We start from the raw sequence: 18,477 nt of genomic DNA, 5'->3' as shown, positions 1-18,477 counted from the left end.
ACCACCGAGGCGGAAGAGGACACAAGAAGAACCCTCCAGCACCCCAACCCTCACCGAGGTCCTGACACACCAACCGTCACCGACGTCCTGAGGCAGAACCGTCACCAATGTCCCGAGACATCACAGTTGGATTCCACAATAGTGATGCGCATCACCCCGCTGCTGGAATCTGCACGGAATAACGCACCCATGCTCAAGGTTGAGTGGATCAGACTCAAGGTTGGGTCCCCCCGGAGTTGACAGACCCCGGCTCAACCACAATCCTTGAGTGCATACCACTCAACTTCACCTACTCGCTCCGCCGCGGAGCATGAAGGAGCACCCCACATGGCACGCGCCGTCGGTATTGACCTCGGTACCACCAACTCCGCCATCGCCGTCCTCGAGGGCGGCGAGCCCACGATCATCCCGAACGCCGAGGGTGGTCGCACCACGCCCTCCGTCGTCGCCTTCTCCAAGTCCGGAGAGGTCCTCGTCGGTGAGGTCGCCAAGCGTCAGGCCGTCACCAACGTCGACCGGACCATCTCCTCCGTCAAGCGCCACATGGGCACCGACTGGACCGTCGAGATCGACGACAAGAAGTACACCGCCCAGGAGATCAGCGCCCGCATCCTCGCCAAGCTCAAGGCGGACGCGGAGTCCTACCTCGGTGAGCCCGTCACCAACGCGGTCATCACCGTCCCCGCCTACTTCAACGACGCCGAGCGCCAGGCCACCAAGGAGGCCGGCACCATCGCGGGCCTCACCGTGGACCGCATCGTCAACGAGCCCACGGCCGCGGCCCTCGCCTACGGCCTCGACAAGGGCAAGGAGGACGAGCTCATCCTCGTGTTCGACCTCGGTGGAGGCACCTTCGACGTCTCCCTGCTCGAGGTCGGCAAGGACGAGGACGGCTTCTCCACCATCCAGGTCCGCGCCACCAACGGCGACAACCGCCTCGGCGGCGACGACTGGGACGCCCGCATCGTCGACTGGCTCGTCAAGCAGGTCAAGGACAAGAACGGCGTCGACCTGTCCAAGGACAAGATCGCCATGCAGCGCCTCAAGGACGCCGCCGAGCAGGCCAAGAAGGAGCTCTCCAGCGCGACGAGCACCAACATCAACCTGCAGTACCTCTCCATGAGTGAGGCCGGCCCGATCCACCTCGACGAGCGCCTCTCGCGCTCCCACTTCGAGGAGATGACCGCGGACCTGCTCGAGCGCACGAAGCTCCCGTTCCACAACGTCATCAAGGACGCCGGCGTCTCCCTCTCGGAGATCGACCACGTCGTCCTCGTCGGCGGCTCCACCCGCATGCCCGCCGTCTCCGACGTTGTGCGCGAGCTGACCGGCGGCAAGGAGCCCAACAAGGGTGTCAACCCTGACGAGGTCGTCGCCGTCGGCGCGTCCCTCCAGGCCGGCGTCATCCAGGGCGACCGCAAGGACGTCCTCCTCATCGACGTCACGCCCCTGTCGCTGGGCATCGAGACCAAGGGCGGCGTCATGACCAAGCTCATCGAGCGCAACACGGCCATCCCGACCAAGCGCTCCGAGGTGTTCTCCACCGCCGAGGACAACCAGCCCTCCGTGCTCATCCAGGTCTACCAGGGCGAGCGCGAGTTCGCCCGCGACAACAAGCCGCTGGGCACCTTCGAGCTGACCGGCATCGCGCCGGCCCCGCGCGGCATCCCGCAGATCGAGGTCTCCTTCGACATCGACGCGAACGGCATCGTCCACGTCTCCGCCAAGGACCGCGGCACCGGCAAGGAGCAGTCGATGACGATCTCCGGCGGCTCCGCCCTCCCCAAGGAGGACATCGACCGCATGGTCAAGGAGGCCGAGGCCCACGCCGAGGAGGACAAGAAGCGCCGCGAGGACGCCGAGACCCGCAACGCCGCCGAGCAGCAGGCCTACTCCATCGACAAGCTGCTCAAGGACAACAAGGACAAGCTCCCCGAGGACGTCTCCAGCGAGGTCCAGGGCGCCGTCGACGACCTCAAGAAGGCCCTCGAGGGCGAGGACGTCGAGCCCATCAAGACCGCGCAGGAGAAGCTGAACTCCGTCGCGCAGAAGATCGGCGAGGCCCTCTACGCCCAGGACCAGGCCGCCGCCGCGGCCGGTGACGCCCCGAGCGCCGCCCCCGGCGCCGAGGCCCCCGCCGACGACGACATCGTCGACGCCGAGATCGTCGACGACGATGACGAGTCCAAGTGACCGCCGCCCACGACGAGCACGACGGCGACCGGGCCGAGCAGGCCCGGCCGACCGCAGGCACGGACCAGCAGGAGCGCGGCGCCTCCGACGACGTCCGGGCCGACCAGGGCGGCCAGCCCCAGGCCGAGCTCGGCGACGCCGAGGGCGACGTGCCCGAGGCCCCGGCCGAGGTCGAGCAGGCCAAGCAGTACCTGCGCGACCACGACGCCGCGTCCCAGGACCAGCAGGAGGAGAGCAAGTGAGCGACGACCAGTCCCGCGACGACCGCGACGAGTCCACCGAGGACAGCGCCTCGGGCGCCCCCGTCGACCCGGCGCTCGCCGACGCCGTCGAGTCCGCCTTCGAGGACGTCCGCTCCGAGCTGGGCGGCGACCCTCAGGCCGAGCTCGGCGAGGGCGAGCCCGCCCCCGCCGCCGGCGAGGCCGCCGACGCCGAGTCCGACGGCGAGCCCCTGAGCGAGCTCGAGCAGGCCAAGGCCGAGGCCGCGCAGGCTCAGGACGACCTCGCCCGCTCCCGCGCCGACCTCTACAACCTCCAGCAGGAGTACCAGGGCTTCGTCCGGCGCTCCCGCGAGGGCGCCGCCGGCCACCGCGCCGCGGGTCAGGCCAGCGTCGTCGAGGCCCTCATCCCGGTCCTCGACGAGATCGAGCTGGCCCGCCAGCACGGCGACCTCACCGGCACCTTCGAGACCACCGCGACCAAGCTCGAGACGCTCCTCGCCGACAAGTTCGGCCTCGAGCGCTTCGGCGAGGTCGGCGAGGCCTTCGACCCCCAGCTCCACGAGGCCCTCATGGCCGTGGAGTCCAGCGAGGTCACCGAGCCCACCGTCGCCATGGTCCTCCAGCCCGGTTACAAGCTCGGCGAGAAGGTCGTCCGAGCCGCACGCGTCCAGGTCTCCAACCCGGCCTGACGCCCACCCCCTCGCGAGATCGGGACATCCTGACCTCGAGATCGGGACATCCTCACGGTGATGCGAGTCGGCGACGCCGACCGCTCGTCCCGGACCCGACGGTGGGGCCCGCCCAGGCGGGACCTGCCGTCGGGTCGCACACCAGACACCCGAAAAGACAAGCACCACGACCACCACGAACAGGAGGCGGTGACCCATGGCCAGCCAGGACTGGATGACCAAGGACTTCTACGCGGTCCTCGGCGTCGCCAAGGACGCCGACTCCGCCACCATCAAGAAGGCGTACCGCAAGCTCGCCAAGCAGTACCACCCGGACCGCAACCCCGACGACGCTGTCGCCGCCGAGAAGTTCAAGGACATCGGGGAGGCCTACGCGGTCCTCTCCGACGAGTCCGAGCGCAAGCAGTACGACGCCATCCGCTCCATGGCGGGCGGCGGCGCCCGCTTCACCTCCGGCGCCGGCGGCGCGGGCGGAGCCGGCTTCGAGGACATCCTCTCCTCCATGTTCGGGGGAGGCGGCAACGTCCGCTTCTCCACGAACGGCGGCGCCGGCGGCACCTCCGCGGCCGACTACGAGGACATCCTGCGCATGTTCGGCGGCGCGGCCGGTGGCCAGAGCCCCTTCGGTGGCTCCAGCCCCTTCGGCGGCGGCCGTTCCCGCAGCCCCTTCGGCTTCGGCGGCTCCGCCCCCGAGCCCGTGCGCGGCCCCGACGTCCTCACCAACGCCACCATCGAGCTGCGCGACGCCGTGGCCGGCACGACCGTCGAGCTCACCGCCGACGGCCGCACCATGAAGGTCCGCATCCCCGCGGGCGTCAACGACGGCGGCAAGATCCGCCTGCGCGGCAAGGGGCGCGCCGGAGCCAACGGCGGGGAGAACGGCGACCTCATCGTCACGATCCGCGTCGCCAAGCACCCCGTCTACTCCATCGACGGCGCCAACCTCCGCATGGACCTGCCCGTCAGCCTCAAGGAGGCCGCCCTCGGCGCGACCGTCGAGGTCCCGCTCCTCGACGGCGGCACCACGAAGGTCAAGATCAAGGGCGGCACCCAGTCCGGCACCACCATGCGCCTCAAGGGCAAGGGAGTGGCCACCGGCAAGAGGACCGGCGACCTCCTCGTCACCGTCCAGGTGGCCGTCCCGCGCAAGCTCTCCAAGGACGCCAAGGCCGCCCTCGAGGCCTTCGACGAGTCCCTCGGGGGCACCGACCCGCGGGCTGAGCTCATGTCGGAGGCCGGCCAGTGAGCCCCCGACGGCGCACCGGGCAGGGCGTTGACTTCCTCGCCGAGGACGCCGACGAGCGCGCCGTCTACGTCATCTCCGTGGCCGCGGATCTGGCGGGGATGCACCCCCAGACGCTGAGGCAGTACGACCGCCTCGGTCTGGTGAGTCCCGCCCGCACCCGCGGCCGCGGCAGGCGCTACTCGCACCGCGACGTCGAGCGCCTGCGTCGCGTCCAGGCCCTCAGCCAGGAGGGCGTCAACCTCGAGGGCATTGCCCGGATCCTCGAGCTCGAGAACCGTCTCGAGGAGCTCGAGGCGGAGAACCGCCGCCTGCGCGTGCGCCAGGCGGCCGTCGAGCGGATCTTCGCCGCGGCCGCGGACGGCGAGGTCCAGGTGGTCTCGGCGCGCGTCGCCCGGGCCGTCGATCGCGAGGAGATGGCCGAGCGGGTCGCGGAGCGCTCCGAGCGCTCCGAGCGTGTGGCCGAGCAGGGCCGCCGGCACTCCACGGCCCTCACCGTCCGCGCCCGCTTCTGAGCACGGCCGCCGCCCTCCCGCGGGCGCGCTTTGAGCTCCGTGCGCGCCACCTCCGCCGTCGTCGACCGGCAGTGCTCCACTCGACCGTCTGATTCCCAGGAATCAGGCGGTCGACTGGTGCATTGGCGGTCGACCGCGGGGAGGAGGAACGGCGGCGCCATGTCCGTCTGGTGAGCGGCAACGCGCCGGTCCCTGGGCCGCGGCGCGCTCGTCTGTAGTCTGCGGCTGACCGCCGTCCCCCAGGAGGATCGATGTCCCAGCAGCCGCAGAACCCCGAGCAGCCCTACGTCCCGCCGTCGGCGCCCTCCGCGCCCGGCTCGTACGCGCCGCCGCAGCCCCCGGCCCCGGCCCCGGACTACCAGTCCCAGTACTCCGCCGACGCCGCCCCCACGCAGTCCTACCAGCAGCCCGGCTCCTACCAGCAGGACCAGACCGCCACCTACGCCCAGTACCAGCCCAGCGCACCGAGCGCCCCCGCCTACGACGCCGTCGGCCAGTACCAGCAGCCGAGTGCCGCGAGCGCCCCCGCCTACGACCCCAACGCCGCCTACGACCCCAACGCCGCCTACGCGCAGGCCGGCCAGTACCAGCAGGGCCAGTACCAGCCCGGCTACCAGGGCGGCCCGGCCGCGCCCGCCAAGAGCGGCGAGGGCAACTTCTTCACCGCCCTCTTCGACCTCAGCTTCTCGAAGTACATCACCATCACCTGGGCCAAGGTCATCTACATCCTGTCGATGGTCGGCGTCGGCCTCAGCTGGTTCTTCTTCGCCGTCTTCGTCGGGATCGCCGCGGGCATGGACAGCTGGGGCGGCGGCTTCAGCTTCGGAGCCTTCCTCCTCGCCGCGATCCTCGGGATCATCCCCGCGGTCCTCGAGCTCGTCGCGGTGCGCCTGGGTCTCGAGCTCGTCGTCGCCGTCGTGCGCACCGAGCGGAACACGCGCAGGAACGCCGAGGCCTCGGACGCGTCCGCGCCCAGCGCCCCGGCGGTCTGACGCCCCCGACCTCGCACCGGTACGGCCGGCGGACGCCCTCGCGTCCGCCGGCCGCCGCCATCCCCGGGGCCTGTACGCTTCGGGAGACGCCCACACCACGTGGTCGACCGAGAGGACGAGACGACCGAGTGCCCACCTACGAGACCGAGGACGGCGAGCCCCGCTACGGCAAGCGGCTGAGCCCTGAGGAGCTGGCCGAGTACCTGCGCGAGCAGGGGATCGAGCCGTCCGGCACCGCGGCCGCCCGCGGGGCCGACGGTGCCAGCGCGGGTCGTGCCCGAGGGGCTCGTGGCGCCGTGGCGGGAGGCGCCGGCGTCGACGCCGGTCGGCGCTCCAGCCGTGAGAACGTACGCGCCTCCGCAGGCGCTCTCGGTGACGGCAGCTCGTGGCGCGACGACGCCGCGCAGGGCACCGACCCCTACCGCGCGCCCGTGCCCGGCCGCCCCGGTGAGGACCGCTCCCGGTCGGTGGCCGCCCCGCCCACGGGCGCCTCCCGACGCCGCCGCTCCTGGGGCTCGCGCTGGGGCCTGCTCACCGTCGGCCTCGTGCTCCTCATCGCGGTGCCGCTCGTCCTCACCGCGATCGCCGTCGAGCTCGTCGTCCAGGGGCCGCTGTCCTCCGGCACCGTCCTCGGCTCCGCGGGCACGGTCTACCTCGACGCCGGCGACCACCAGGCCGTCTACACCTCCTCCATCGGCGGCTCGACGACCAGCTGCACGGTCGAGGACCCCTCGGGCAACGCCGTCGCCCTCGACGACCCCGACGACACGGGGCTGCCCTACGCCTCCTTCACGGCGAGTGCCTCGGGCCGGTACACCGTCACCTGCCCCGGCGGCACCGAGGGCATGGTCGTCGGGCCGACCATGGACTCCAGCCACGTCGACCAGGCCGGCATCCTCATGGCGACCGCGCTCGGCGTCGGGCTCATCGGCCTCGGCGCGACGGTCGCCGGAGGCGTCCGCGCCGCCCGCCGCTGAGACTCCTGACCGCGGCCCCGTCTCACAAACCATGACGCCGGCGGCAAACCGTCGCGCCGACGGCGTCTCAGTTTGCCGACGAGGTCACGGTTTGGTGCGTGGTGCGTGGTGCGTCGTGCGTGGTGCGCGAGCGGGGCGGACGCGGGCGCGTCCGTACGGCGCTCAGCCCAGGTGGCGGCGCAGGAACTCGTGCTCGAGGGCGACCATGAAGGCGCGCTGCGCGTTCGTCGAGGCCCGGCCGTGCCCGCCCTCGGAGTTCTCGAAGTACGTGACGTCCTGCCCCATCGACAGCATCCGGTGCGCCATCGTGCGAGCGTGCGCCGGGTGGACGCGGTCGTCGCGCGTCGAGGTGACGAAGAGGACCGGCGGGTAGGTCGTGCCCTCGCGCAGCAGGTGGAAGGGCGAGAAGCCCTTGATGAACTCCCACTGCTCCGGGTCGTCCGGGTCCCCGTACTCCGCCGCCCAGGAGGCGCCCGCCAGCAGGTGCGTGTAGCGGCCCATGTCGAGCAGCGGCACCTCGCAGACGACGGCCCCGAAGAGCTCCGGGTACCGGGTGAGCATGTTGCCGACGAGCAGCCCGCCGTTGGAGCCTCCCATGACGCCGAGCCGCTCCGGCGTCGTCACGCCGCGCTCGGTGAGCGAGCGGGCGACGGCGGCGAGGTCCTCGTAGACGCGGTGGCGGTGCTCCTTGAGGCCGGCGCGGTGCCAGGCCGGTCCGTACTCGCCGCCGCCGCGGATGTTGGCCAGGACGAAGGTGCCGCCCTCCTGCAGCCACGCTCGCCCGATCCCGGCCAGGTACGTGACGGTCTCGGCGATCTCGAAGCCGCCGTAGGCGTTGAGCAGGACCGGTGCGGGGGCCGGACGGCCGGCGGCGTCGACGGCGGGGCGCCCCACCTGGAAGTAGGGGACCCGGGTGCCGTCGTCGGAGACGGCGACGTGCTGGGAGGCGACGACGCCGTCGGCGTCGAAGCGCTCGGGCGCGCGGCGCAGCGACTCGACGGCGGTGAGCGCGCCGGTCGCGTCGAGCTCGGCGACGGCGAGCGTCGTCGGTGAGGTGAAGGACATACTGGTGAGCCAGAGGCGGTCGCTGGTGCGCGAGTCGACGGCGCCGACGTGCACGGAGACGATCGGGCGTCCCGGGCGCAGCAGTGAGGGGTCGGCCGCGGCGTCGGCCGGGGCGGGCGCCGGGCCGCCCGCCCCGGACTCGACGGCGCCGCCGGAGCCCATGGCGCTGAGGGCGCCGAGGTCGAGCTCGCGGCGCGACCACGTGCCGTCCTCCGCGGGGGTGAGGACCTCGAAGCGGTCGAGGACGTCGTCGAGCTCGGCGAGGACGAGGTGGTGGAGCGTCGGGGCCGTGCCCTGGAGGAAGACCGTGTCGGTCGGCTCGAAGAGCGTCGTCAGGTCTCGCGAGTCGGCGAGGTAGTCGTCGATCGGGGCGGCCAGGAGCGAGCCGGAGCGGTAGGTGCGCCCGTCGACCTGCCAGTCCTCGCGCAGGGTGATGAGGAGCTGCTGGTTCACGCCGAAGGCCTCGGCCGAGGGCTGGACGTCGATGTGCGCCGCACCCTCCGCGGTGAGGACGGCCTCCGGGTCGCCCGCGACGGCCGCCTCGGCCTCGGGACGGCTGAGCCCGCGGGCCTCGTCGGCGAGGAGCCAGATCTCCTCGGTGTAGAAGTCGGGGCGGTACCCGGCCCAGACGCGGCCGTGGCGGTCGCGCCAGCCGTAGGCGAGGATCGAGGAGGTCGGGGCGACGAGGAGCACCTCGGCGTCCTCCACCGACCGGCCGCGGCCCAGGCGCAGGAGGACGCGCGGGTAGCCGGAGTCCGTGAGCGAGCCCTCGCCGAGGTCCTCGGTGAGGAGGATCGACTCGCCGGCGTCGTCGGCCCACTGCGCGGAGCCCTTGGAGGGGCCGCGGGTGAAGCCGCCGTCGGCGGGGTCGATGAAGGCGTGGGTGTCGAGGTCCATCTCGCGGGTGACGTCTGTGTCCGAGCCGCCGTCGGAGAGGTCGACGAGGGCGCGGCGGCCGGCGAGCGGACCCTCGCGCAGGACCTCCGCGCCGTGCCACACCCAGGTGGTGCCCTCGGCCTCGCCCAGCCCGTCGAGGTCGAGCAGGACCTCCCACTCGGTGGTCCCGGCGGCCTCGCCGTCGGGACCGGGGGCGCCGGTGCGGTAGGAGTCCCAGGTGGTGCGGCGCCACAGGCCGCGCGGGTGCTCGGCGTCGGTCCAGAAGTTGTAGAGCATCCCCGCGACCTCGGTGACGGCCGGGATCTTGTCCGGGGAGTCGTAGGCGGCCTCGAGGTCGGCGCGGACGGCCTCGAGGTGGGCGTCGCCGTCGTACTCGGCGCGGGTGGTGGCGTTGCGCTCGGCGACCCAGGCGAGGGCCTGCTCGCCCTCGACGTCGTCGAGCCAGGCGGGGACGTCGGGGAGCTCGGGGGAGGCGTGGAGGGCGCTGAGGTCCGCGGGGGAGAGCGGGGAGGTCGTCATGGCGTCATTGCATCACGGCGCCGGGCCGGGGCCGTGCGTGATCTCGAGTGTGTCGCACGCCACCTATGAAAGGTGGACAAGGGATCGAAGAGGGCATATGGTTGAGCCGTCAACAAACCGGTGAGGCGCTGCTGAACCGGACCGGACCACCCTGAACAAGGAGCACCACATGACCGCCTACGTCATCGACGCCGCCCACTCCACCCTCGGCTTCACCGTCCGCCACGCCGGCATCGGCAAGACCCGCGGCCAGCTCGACGACTTCGCCGGCACCATCGAGGTCGTCGACGAGTCCACCCCGGTCGGCTCCACCGCCTCCGCCACCATCAAGGCCGCCAGCGTCAACACCCGCAACGAGGACCGCGACAACCACCTGCGCTCCGCCGACTTCTTCGACGTCGAGCAGTTCCCGGAGTGGACCTTCGTCACCACGAACGTCGCCGGCACCAAGGAGTCCTTCACCCTCACCGGTGACCTCACCATCCACGGCGTCACCAAGTCCGTCGACATCGACACCGAGTTCCTCGGCACCGCGACCGACCCCTTCGGCGCCGACCGTGCCGCCTTCGAGGGCACCACGACCATCTCCCGCAAGGACTTCGGCCTGACCTGGAACGCCGCCCTCGAGGCTGGCGGCGTCCTCGTCGGCGACAAGATCGCCATCACCCTCGAGATCGAGGCCACCAAGCAGGCCTGATCGCCCGCTTCCTCCCAGCGGCTCGGCGCTCGCCGAGCACCTGAGAACGACGACGCCGCCCGGCGTGCTCGCGATGAGCGCGCCGGGCGGCGTCCCTTGTCGGAACGGCTCACGTGAGCTGCTCATCAGAAGGAGTAGACGCGGAAGGACGCGGCCTTGAGACCCTTGGCGGAGACCGCGGCGGGCTTCGGCGAGGCGGCCTTGGCGTGGCGGCCCTTGGCCTTGCCCGGGTTCTCCTTGGCGGCCTTGGCGGCCTTGTCGTGGCCCTTGGCCTTGCCCTGCTTGCCGTTGTCGTGCTTGACCGTGACCGTCGTCGACGTCGTGTCCGTCGTCGTGGTGACGGTGACGGTGGAGCCGTCGGCCGGGTCGGTCACCGTGGTGGTGGACGTGCCCGGGGTCGGAGCGGCGGGGGTCTCCTCGACGGGGTCGACGGTGATCGGGACGATCTCGGTGGCGCCCGTGGAGGTGGAACCGGTGCTCGTGGAGCCCGTGCTCTCAGCGCCGGTGGATCCCGTGCTGGAGCCGTCGGCGCCGGTGGAGCCGGTGGAGGTTGAGCCCGCGCCGGTCGAGCCGTTGCCGGTGCTCCCGTTGTCGCCGTTGTCGGCGGCGTCGAGGAGCTCGCTCAGGCGGTCGATGGCGGCGTGGAGGACGTCAGAGAGCCCGTCGAGCCGCGTCTGGGCGGTGACGGCCGCCGCCGTGGCGGTCTCGGCCAGGGCCTTGGCCCCGTCGAGACGGCCCTGCGCGTAGTCCTGCGCGACCCGGGCGGCGTTGAGGGCGTCGTTCGCCTTCATGACCTCCTGCTGGGCGTCCCACGTCGGGGTTCCGTCGAACTGCGCCTCGGCCAGGGCCGCCTGAGCCTCGGAGAGGTGCGTCGTCTCCTTGTCCGTCGTCGCCGTCGCGGTGGCGAGGGCCGTTTCGAGGTCGGCGGGGCACTGATCCCTCGGCGCGGAGCGCGTCGTGTGAGGCGTCTTGGCTCGCCGGGTGCCCCGCAGCCCCAGGCTCCGCATGAGGCGCTCGACCGTGCAGCGGGTCACGTGTCCCTGCCCGTGCCTCTCGGCGACCAGGGGCCGGTTCAGCATGACGTGCATCTTGCGGGCCCCGAACGCCGAGTAGTTCTCAGCATGCACGGCGCGGATCTCGTCCTTGAGGACCTCGTCGCGCCTGGCGCGTGGTGAGGGCGGGCGGGTCCTTGCCGCGTCGACGGTGGAGGGGGCGATCTTGACGCCGGCGCTTGTCAGCGTGGCGCAGATCGGCTCGACCCCGAACTCGTCCTTCTTGGACTCCACGTAGCGGCAGATCAGCGGGGCGGTCGAGCTCCGCCGCGAGAAAAGCCGAGGCGCGCATCGGATCGCGTTGGCCCGCCGAAGCTCGCGCACCTCCAACGCCGGCTCCTTGATCCTCTCAGCCTCGCTCGTGGTGGTACCGGGGCGGGTGCCCTGGTCCACCTCGGCCTGTCGGACCCAGGTGCGCAGAGCCTCCGGGTGAATGCCGAGCTCGTCGGCGATCGGCTTGATCGCCCCCTTAGACCTGGCCGGGTCCGCCAGAGCCTCCAGCGTCATCCTCGTCGCTCGCTCACGAAGCTCGATCGGGTACTTCCTCTGTCCCATGCGCAGTGATCCTTCCTGTCATCACTGCCTCCATCAAACCCGGGGCTTGACACCGCCATGGGGGACACGGACCCCCGTGCCGCGCTGCGTGAGGAGGCCGGCACGTGAGCCGCCGTCGTACCGGTCAGGGCCTGTCCTTCCTCGCCCAGGACGCCGAGGAGCGGGCGGTCTACGTCATCTCCGTGGCCGCGGACCTCGCAGGCATGCACCCGCAGACCCTGCGCCAGTACGACCGCCTCGGTCTGGTGAGTCCCGCCCGCACCCGCGGCCGCGGCAGGCGCTACTCGCACCAGGACGTCGAGCGCCTGCGTCGCGTCCAGGTCCTGAGCCAGGAGGGCGTCAACCTTGAGGGAGTCCGCCGGATCCTCGAGCCGGGGTCCAGGGTCGAGGAGCTGGAGGCCGCCAATGCGCGCCTGCGCGCCCGCGAGGCCGTCGTCCAGCGGATCTTCGCCGCGGCGACCGACGGAGAGGTCCAGGTCGTCACCCCCGGTCGGCAGGGCCGCGGGGACGGCGAGCGCCTGACCGAGGCCCGTCCGGAACGGCCCCGTCCGGAGCGCCGCGCTGCTCGCGTCGCCGGTACGACACTCGTTCCAACGAGGGCATCACGCTCCTGGCGGTCGCCGGCCCCCGGTCGGCGACCGCCAGTCGTTCTCGCGTGACGGGCCCGTGTTCCGCCCGTCCTCGCCTGCCGGCAGCTCCAGGACCGCGGTCAGGCCTCCTGCCGGATTGGCCCTCAGGCGGAGCCGCCCGTCGTGGGCGGTGGCCACGGCCGTCACGATCGCCAGGCCCAGCCCGTGCCCGGAGCCCCGGGTCCGCCCCCGCCCCTCACCGCGGACGAAGGGCTCGCGCAGCGAGTCGACCTTGTCCGCCGGCACGACGGGGCCGTCGTTGCTGATCGTCAGCCGGACGCCGTCGCGCGCACGCGCCATGCTCACCGTGATGCCGCCCCCGGCGACGTTGTAACGGACCGCGTTGCGCAGCAGGTTGGAGACGCTCTGGCGCAGCAGCACCGGGTCGCCCGGCACGTGGGCGGCCAGCAGGTGGCAGGACACGTGCAGGTCGCGCTCGGTGGCCTCCGGGGCGACGAGGGTCAGCGCGTCGCGGACCGTCGCACGAATGTCCACGTCCTCGCGCTCCAGGTTTCCGGACTGGGCGTCGGCCAGGTCCAGGAGGGCGTCGATCGTCTCCCGGTTCGCACGGTTCGTCTCCAGCACCCGGGTGAGCACGGTGCGCAGGTCCTCGGCGGAGGCCTGCGGGTCGGACAGGGCGACGTCGATCATCGTCTGCGTGGTGGCCAGGGGCGTGCGCAGCTCATGGGAGGCGTTGGCCGCGAACCGGCGGTGGACGGAGAAGGACCGCTCCAGGGAGGCCAGCATGTTGTCGAAGGTGTCGGCCAGGTCGTGGATCTCGTCACGCGGGCCGGACAGGGCCAGGCGCTGGCTGAGGTCTCCCGAGGTGGCCTGCTTGGCGGCCGTGTTCATCGACGACAGCGGACGCAGCATCCGCCCCGCCAGGACCCAGCCGACGGTGCCGGAGAGCACAACGAGCAGCACCAGCACGCCGACGGCCGAACGCATGATGCTGCCGAGCAGGTCGAACAGGTTCGTGTCCACCTGGGTGACCTCGCTGGTCTGCGAGGCCGGCGCGACGGCGGTGTCCCCGACCGGTCCGCTGATCTCGATGTGGAGCGTGACATAGCGGGTGTAGACGTAGACCAGGGCGATGAGGATCGCCCCGGAGGCCGTCACCAGACCGGCGTAGGTCAGAGTCAGACGGGTGCGGATGCTCAGGCGCCGGGGGCGGTGCAACCGCCCCCGGCGTCCCGACCGCGCGCCGGGGGCGTGCCGCCCGCCGTCGGGCGGGGCCTGCCGACCGCTCATGCGCTGAACCTGTAGCCCGCGCCGGGGACCGTCTGGATCACCCGCGGCTCACCGAGCTTGCGGCGCAGGTGGGAGATCGTCACCCGGGTGGAGTTGGTGAAGGGGTCCGCGTTGGCGTCCCAGGCCTTCTCCAGAAGCGCCTCGGCGCTCAGGACCCCGCCCTCGGCCTCCATGAGGACCTGGAGGACCGCGAACTCCTTGGGGCTCAGGCGAATGAAGCGCCCGTCCCGGTAGACCTCCCGGCGGAAGGGATCCAGGCGCACCCCGTGGGCCTCGATGACCGGTGTGCGTGCGGGCTGGCTGCGCCGCCCCAGGGCCCGCAGCCGGGCCACCAGCTCGGGGAACTCGAAGGGCTTGGTGAGGTAGTCGTCCGCCCCGAGCTCGAAACCGCCCACGCGCGCGTCCAGCGTCCGGGAGGCGGTGAGCATGAGGATCCGGGTCCCGGGGTGCTCGCCCACCACCCGCCGGCAGACCTCGTCGCCGTGGATGACGGGCAGGTCCCGGTCCAGGACGATGATGTCGTAGTCGTTGGTCGCCACCTGCTCCAGGGCGCCAGCCCCGTCACCGACGACGTCGACGGCCATCGCCTCGCGCCGCAGCCCGGTGGCGATGGCCTCGGCGAGGTACTCCTCATCCTCCACGACGAGTACGCGCATAGTCCTGTCTCCTTCGCTGTGGTCTTGATTGATCTCACACCGCTCGGCCGGTCCGGCCGAGGCCGCTGCTCCTTGTCTACCCGTTTCCGGCCCGCGATGTCGCGCCTGTCCCGTGGTCGCGGCCCGCACCCCGGCCCCCGCGTTGCCACAACATAAGCGAATCCTTGAATGTCGTGGCAACAGCGCCGCCGCTTGGCTGTCTTGCGAACGAAGGGGCGTCACCGCACCCCGGGCATCGATCCACCGAAAGGACCCTCTCTCATGAGCAAGAGCCTCAACACCCGGATCATCACCCGCGCCGCCACGCTGCTGACCTGCGTCGCGTGCGCCGCCGGGCTCATGGCCGGATGCTCCGGCTCCGACAAGACGGATGCGGCCGCCCAGGGCTCCGCCTCCGCCACCAGCGCAGACGACTACCTGCTCAGGATGGCGCAGTGCATGCGCGACAAGGGCATTGACGTCTCCGACCCCGACGCCAACGGCAACATGCAGTTCCCCGAGACCGACGCCGCCTACGCGGCCGCCAACGAGTGCCAGCAGATCGTCGGCCCCGCTCCGGGCACCGAGGACCTCTCCAAGCCCGAGACGCAGCAGGACCTGGTCAGGGCCGCCGAGTGCCTGCGCGAGGCGGGCTACGACGTCCCCGACCCCGACCCCGACGCCGACAAGGGCCTCCAGCTCAGCGGCGACATCCCCCAGGACGTCATGAACAGGTGCTTCTCCGAGCTCGGCAGCAAGTAGCGCGGCGCCCCGCTCAGGAGACGACCGACCACTCGCGCGGCCGAGCAGCTGCGCAAGGCACACTCAGACAGGTTTACACATGGATAAGACCACCACCTCCACGCAGGACGGCGGCTCGACCGGCACGTCAACCGACGCGGCGGCAGACCTGGGCGTGGTGCGCCGCACCCGGCGCCGGACCTTCCTGGCCATGGGGACAGTCGCGGTCCTGGCCGCGGGCGCGGGCGCCTTCGCCTCCAAGACCGGCCCCTTCGCCCCCGAGCCGCAGCCGACGGCCTCGACCTTCACCGGCGCCACTGACACCATCACCAGGGGCGACCTCCAGGGCGAGACCTCCGTGACGGGGACCCTGCGCTACTCTGACCCGCACAAGCTCAAGGCGGGCTTCGAGGGCGTCCTCATCCAGGTGCCCTCCTCCGGAACCGTCCTGACCCAGGGCGACGTCCTCTACCGGACGGGCACGGACATCGCCTACCTCATGCACGGCTCCCTGCCCGCCTGGCGCACCTTCGAGGCCGGGATGGACAAGGGCGAGGACGTCCTCCAACTCGAGACCCTCCTGCGGGACATGGGCTACTTCGACTACGAGCCCGACGACAAGTTCAACTGGTACACCACCAACGCCATCATGAAGTGGCAGAAGGCCGTCGGACTGCCCCAGACCGGGACCATCCCGCTGGGACAGATGGTCTTCACGCCCGGAGACCTGCGCGTGGGGACGGTCACCGCCCGGGTGGGCGACAGCATCGCCCCCGGCACCGAGCTCTACGACGTCACCTCCACCACCCAGGTGGTCAACGCCGACATCAAGCTCTCCGACCAGAGGCTCGCCGTCGTCGATACCGCCGTCACCATCAGGCTGCCCGACTCGAGCACCACCACCGGAACGATCACCTCCGTGGGCACGCCCGTGGAGAAGTCCTCCGACTCCGGGTCCGGGTCCAGCGACTCGAAGGAACGGGTCATCCCCATCACCGTCACCCTTGACGACGCCTCGGCGACCGCCAGCTTCCAGGAGGTCTCCGTCACCGTCGACCTGCCCAGCGAGAAGCGCGAGGGCGTCCTGTCGGTGCCGGTCGGGGCCCTGTTGGCGCTGACCCCCGACCAGTACGGCGTCGAGATCGTCGAGTCCGACGGCACCACCCGCAAGGTGCCGGTCACCGTCGGGCTGTTCGCCGGCGGGCGCGTCGAGGTCTCCGGCGACGACCTCTCCGAGGGACAGCGAGTGGTGGTGCCGCAGACATGAGCAGCATCCTGTCCCTGCGCGACGTGCATCGGACCTACGGGGAGCCGCCCGTGGCCGCCTGCGCGGGCGTGAGCCTGGAGGTCGACTACGGCGAGTTCGTCGCCGTCGTCGGTCCCTCGGGCTCAGGAAAGTCCACGCTCCTCAACCTCATCGGCACCCTGGACAGGCCCAGCTCGGGCACCGTGGAGATCGACGGTGTCGACGTCGGCTCCCTGTCCGACGCCAGGCTCTCGGCCCTGCGCGCCAGCCGCATCGGCTTCGTCTTCCAGCAGTTCCACCTGGCCGACGGCGTCAACGCGGTCGACAACGTCGCCGACGGCCTGCTCTACAACGGGATCCCCCGCTCCGAGCGGCGCCGACGTGCCCGGGCCGCCCTCGAGCGCGTCGGCCTGGCCCACCGGCTCGACCACCGTCCCCACCAGATGAGCGGCGGTGAGCGCCAGCGCGTGGCCATCGCGCGCGCCGTCGTCGGCGACCCGCCGCTGCTGCTCGCCGACGAGCCCACGGGGAACCTCGACTCCACCTCCGGGGCCTCGATCGTCGAGCTCCTCCACGAGCTCCACCGTCAGGGCACCACGGTCATCGTCATTACCCACGACAACGAGTTGGCCGCCCAGCTGCCCCGGCAGATCGCCATCCGCGACGGCCGCATCGTGGGGGACTCGAGCCAGAAGGAGATCGTCCATGACGACGTCTACGCACCGGTCTGACCGGCCCACGGCCGAGCGGGCCGGCGGGTCCGGGGCCCCGGCCCGGCGGCTCCAGCGCTCGCGGCTGCGCCTGTCCGACGTGCTGCGCCTGGGAGGGACCGGCATCAAGGCCCGCCCCACGCGCGCCTTCCTGTCCGCCCTGGGCGTCGCCATCGGTATCGCCGCCATGATCGCGGTGGTGGGCATCTCGGCCTCCAGCCGGGCCCAGCTCTCCGCCCAGCTCGAGTCCCTGGGGACCAACCTGCTGACGGTCACCGCCGGCCAGGACCTCTTCGGCAACTCGTCCTCCCTGCCGCAGGACACCGTCGGCAAGGTCCGGCTCATCGACGACGTCGAGAGCGCCGCGAGCACCAGCCTCGTCAGGGACTCGCTGGTCTACCGCAGCCCGCTCATCGACAAAAACGCCTCCGGCGGCATCACCACACTGGCCGCCGACAGGTCGCTGCTCGACGTCGTCGCCGGGCAGGTGGACAAGGGGACCTGGCTCAACGAGGCCACCGGCCAGTACCCGGCCACGGTCCTGGGGCACACGGCCGCCCAGCGCCTGGGCGTCGTCTCGTCGGGGACCAATGTGTGGATCGGCGGCAACTGGTTCACCGTGGTCGGCATCCTCAAGCCGGTGGTGCTGGCCCCCGAGCTCGACAACGCGGCCCTGATCGGCCAGGACGTGGCAACCAGCCTGCTGGGCCGTGACGCCAAGCCGACGACGATCTACGTGCGCAGCCAGGACGCCGCCGTCTCCACCGTACGCGGCGTGCTCGCGCCGTCGATCTCGCCCCAGGCCCCCAACGAGGTCAAGGTCTCGCGCCCCTCGGACGCCCTGGAGGCCAAGAACGCGGCTGACCAGGCCTTCACCAGCCTGCTGCTGGGCGTCGGCTCGATCGCCCTGCTCGTGGGCGGCATCGGGGTGGCCAACACGATGATCATCTCGGTGCTGGAACGACGTCGGGAGATCGGGCTGAGACGCTCCCTGGGCGCCATGCGCGAACACATCCTGGTGCAGTTCATGGCCGAGGCGCTGCTGCTGGCCTCGCTGGGGGGCGTCCTGGGCTGTGCCATCGGCATCGGGGTCACCGCCGCGATGGCGGCCGCCAACGGCTGGCCCTTCTCCCTGCCGGTGGTCGCCGTCGCCGGCGGCCTGGGGGTCACCATCGTCATCGGCGCCCTGGCCGGCGTGTACCCGGCCGTACGAGCCTCTCGCACACCCCCGACCGCTGCGCTCAACGCGCAGTAAGGGGGCTGCGGGTCCGATGGTCCCGGGGGAGACGGCTGGGCTCTTGCGCCTGAGGCCGGACAGCGGTGACCGACGTCGGGGGCGACTGGGAAGAGGAGCCCAGATCGGCCGGGACCGCACGAGGGCCCCGCACCGAACGGTGCGGGGCCCTCGTTCCTGCGGTCGGAAGGCCGCGGCGCCCTGAGCGGGCGGGTTGCCGGACGGATCAGTCGGTGCCGATCCTGCCGTCGATGGCCTGACGGGCGGCGTCGATCTTGTCGTCGTACGTGCCGCCGGTCGCCTTCTTGGCCGCGTCGGCGGCGGCGTCGAGCGCCTTGTCGCTGATGCCCTCGGCCTTGCCGGAGCTGAGAGCGTCACCGGCCTTCTGCGCCAGGTCGTCAAGTCCCATGTGAATC

Annotated in this window: 18 protein-coding genes; 13 read left to right on the top strand and 5 right to left on the bottom strand. The window is 71.7% G+C overall.

All coding sequences use genetic code 11. The features are described from left to right. Positions 1-327: 327 nt before the first annotated feature. The 7 genes from dnaK to AXF14_RS13550 all read left to right on the top strand — a co-directional run bounded on the left by dnaK (position 328) and on the right by AXF14_RS13550 (position 6,830). Entirely contained in the window at positions 328-2,193 is a 1,866-nt protein-coding gene (gene dnaK / locus AXF14_RS03495) for a molecular chaperone DnaK (RefSeq protein ID WP_067940882.1), read from the top strand. After that, positions 2,190-2,435, top strand: a complete 246-nt coding sequence (locus tag AXF14_RS03490; RefSeq protein ID WP_067940880.1) for a hypothetical protein — start codon at positions 2,190-2,192, stop codon at positions 2,433-2,435. The genes dnaK and AXF14_RS03490 overlap by 4 nt, the downstream gene beginning before the upstream one ends. Continuing rightward, on the top strand, positions 2,432-3,103 hold the full coding sequence (locus AXF14_RS03485) for a nucleotide exchange factor GrpE (protein ID WP_084355322.1): 672 nt from the start codon (positions 2,432-2,434) through the stop codon (positions 3,101-3,103). The genes AXF14_RS03490 and AXF14_RS03485 overlap by 4 nt, the downstream gene beginning before the upstream one ends. A 196-nt stretch (positions 3,104-3,299) precedes the next feature. Beyond that, a complete protein-coding gene (locus AXF14_RS03480; protein ID WP_067940878.1) occupies positions 3,300-4,349 on the top strand; it encodes a DnaJ C-terminal domain-containing protein in 1,050 nt (349 codons plus the stop codon). Beyond that, positions 4,346-4,861: a heat shock protein transcriptional repressor HspR gene (locus tag AXF14_RS03475; protein ID WP_067940876.1), complete on the top strand. Its 516-nt coding sequence runs from the start codon at positions 4,346-4,348 to the stop codon at positions 4,859-4,861. The genes AXF14_RS03480 and AXF14_RS03475 overlap by 4 nt, the downstream gene beginning before the upstream one ends. Positions 4,862-5,112: 251 nt before the next feature. Continuing rightward, a complete protein-coding gene (locus AXF14_RS03470; protein WP_067940874.1) occupies positions 5,113-5,853 on the top strand; it encodes a DUF4282 domain-containing protein in 741 nt (246 codons plus the stop codon). 128 nt (positions 5,854-5,981) lie between these two features. Further along, positions 5,982-6,830, top strand: a complete 849-nt coding sequence (locus AXF14_RS13550; protein WP_067940872.1) for a hypothetical protein — start codon at positions 5,982-5,984, stop codon at positions 6,828-6,830. A gap of 162 nt (positions 6,831-6,992) precedes the next feature. Here the strand turns inward: AXF14_RS13550 and AXF14_RS03460 are convergent, their stop codons facing one another. Then, positions 6,993-9,311, bottom strand: a complete 2,319-nt coding sequence (locus AXF14_RS03460) for a prolyl oligopeptidase family serine peptidase (protein WP_067940870.1) — start codon at positions 9,309-9,311, stop codon at positions 6,993-6,995. A 169-nt stretch (positions 9,312-9,480) separates the two neighbouring features. Between AXF14_RS03460 and AXF14_RS03455 the strand changes: the two genes are divergently transcribed. Beyond that, positions 9,481-10,008 (top strand): YceI family protein, encoded by a 528-nt coding sequence (locus AXF14_RS03455; RefSeq protein WP_067940868.1) that lies wholly within the window; start codon positions 9,481-9,483, stop codon positions 10,006-10,008. Between the two features lie 125 nt (positions 10,009-10,133). On the opposite strand, the gene AXF14_RS13130 is transcribed toward AXF14_RS03455, so the two are convergent. Next, positions 10,134-11,615, bottom strand: a complete 1,482-nt coding sequence (locus AXF14_RS13130) for an IS3 family transposase (RefSeq protein WP_084355320.1) — start codon at positions 11,613-11,615, stop codon at positions 10,134-10,136. Between the two features lie 104 nt (positions 11,616-11,719). Between AXF14_RS13130 and AXF14_RS03440 the strand changes: the two genes are divergently transcribed. Next, on the top strand, positions 11,720-12,274 hold the full coding sequence (locus AXF14_RS03440; protein WP_067940866.1) for a heat shock protein transcriptional repressor HspR: 555 nt from the start codon (positions 11,720-11,722) through the stop codon (positions 12,272-12,274). On the opposite strand, the gene AXF14_RS03435 is transcribed toward AXF14_RS03440, so the two are convergent. Then, positions 12,218-13,495, bottom strand: coding sequence for a HAMP domain-containing sensor histidine kinase (locus AXF14_RS03435; RefSeq protein ID WP_067940863.1), 1,278 nt, complete (start codon positions 13,493-13,495; stop codon positions 12,218-12,220). The genes AXF14_RS03440 and AXF14_RS03435 overlap by 57 nt on opposite strands. Beyond that, positions 13,492-14,151 (bottom strand): response regulator transcription factor, encoded by a 660-nt coding sequence (locus tag AXF14_RS03430; RefSeq protein ID WP_067940861.1) that lies wholly within the window; start codon positions 14,149-14,151, stop codon positions 13,492-13,494. Before AXF14_RS03430 ends, AXF14_RS03435 begins: the two co-directional genes overlap by 4 nt. 261 nt (positions 14,152-14,412) lie before the next feature. Between AXF14_RS03430 and AXF14_RS03425 the strand changes: the two genes are divergently transcribed. The 4 genes from AXF14_RS03425 to AXF14_RS03410 all read left to right on the top strand — a co-directional run bounded on the left by AXF14_RS03425 (position 14,413) and on the right by AXF14_RS03410 (position 18,082). Next, a complete protein-coding gene (locus tag AXF14_RS03425; protein WP_067940860.1) occupies positions 14,413-14,892 on the top strand; it encodes a hypothetical protein in 480 nt (159 codons plus the stop codon). Between the two features lie 79 nt (positions 14,893-14,971). Beyond that, the gene (locus AXF14_RS03420) at positions 14,972-16,138 is read left to right on the top strand and encodes a peptidoglycan-binding protein (protein ID WP_067940858.1); all 1,167 of its coding nucleotides are present in this window, start codon (positions 14,972-14,974) and stop codon (positions 16,136-16,138) included. Continuing rightward, on the top strand, positions 16,135-16,848 hold the full coding sequence (locus AXF14_RS03415) for an ABC transporter ATP-binding protein (RefSeq protein ID WP_067940856.1): 714 nt from the start codon (positions 16,135-16,137) through the stop codon (positions 16,846-16,848). Before AXF14_RS03420 ends, AXF14_RS03415 begins: the two co-directional genes overlap by 4 nt. Continuing rightward, positions 16,823-18,082 (top strand): ABC transporter permease, encoded by a 1,260-nt coding sequence (locus AXF14_RS03410; RefSeq protein WP_084355318.1) that lies wholly within the window; start codon positions 16,823-16,825, stop codon positions 18,080-18,082. The genes AXF14_RS03415 and AXF14_RS03410 overlap by 26 nt, the downstream gene beginning before the upstream one ends. Positions 18,083-18,287: 205 nt before the next feature. Here the strand turns inward: AXF14_RS03410 and AXF14_RS03405 are convergent, their stop codons facing one another. Further along, positions 18,288-18,470 (bottom strand): Rv0909 family putative TA system antitoxin, encoded by a 183-nt coding sequence (locus AXF14_RS03405; protein WP_067940854.1) that lies wholly within the window; start codon positions 18,468-18,470, stop codon positions 18,288-18,290. Positions 18,471-18,477 lie beyond the last annotated feature (7 nt).

The organism is Actinomyces radicidentis (assembly GCF_001553565.1).
Taxonomy (GTDB): domain Bacteria; phylum Actinomycetota; class Actinomycetes; order Actinomycetales; family Actinomycetaceae; genus Actinomyces; species Actinomyces radicidentis.
Note: the sequence above shows the minus strand (reverse complement) of the source record. Positions and strands in the feature narration are given on the sequence as shown.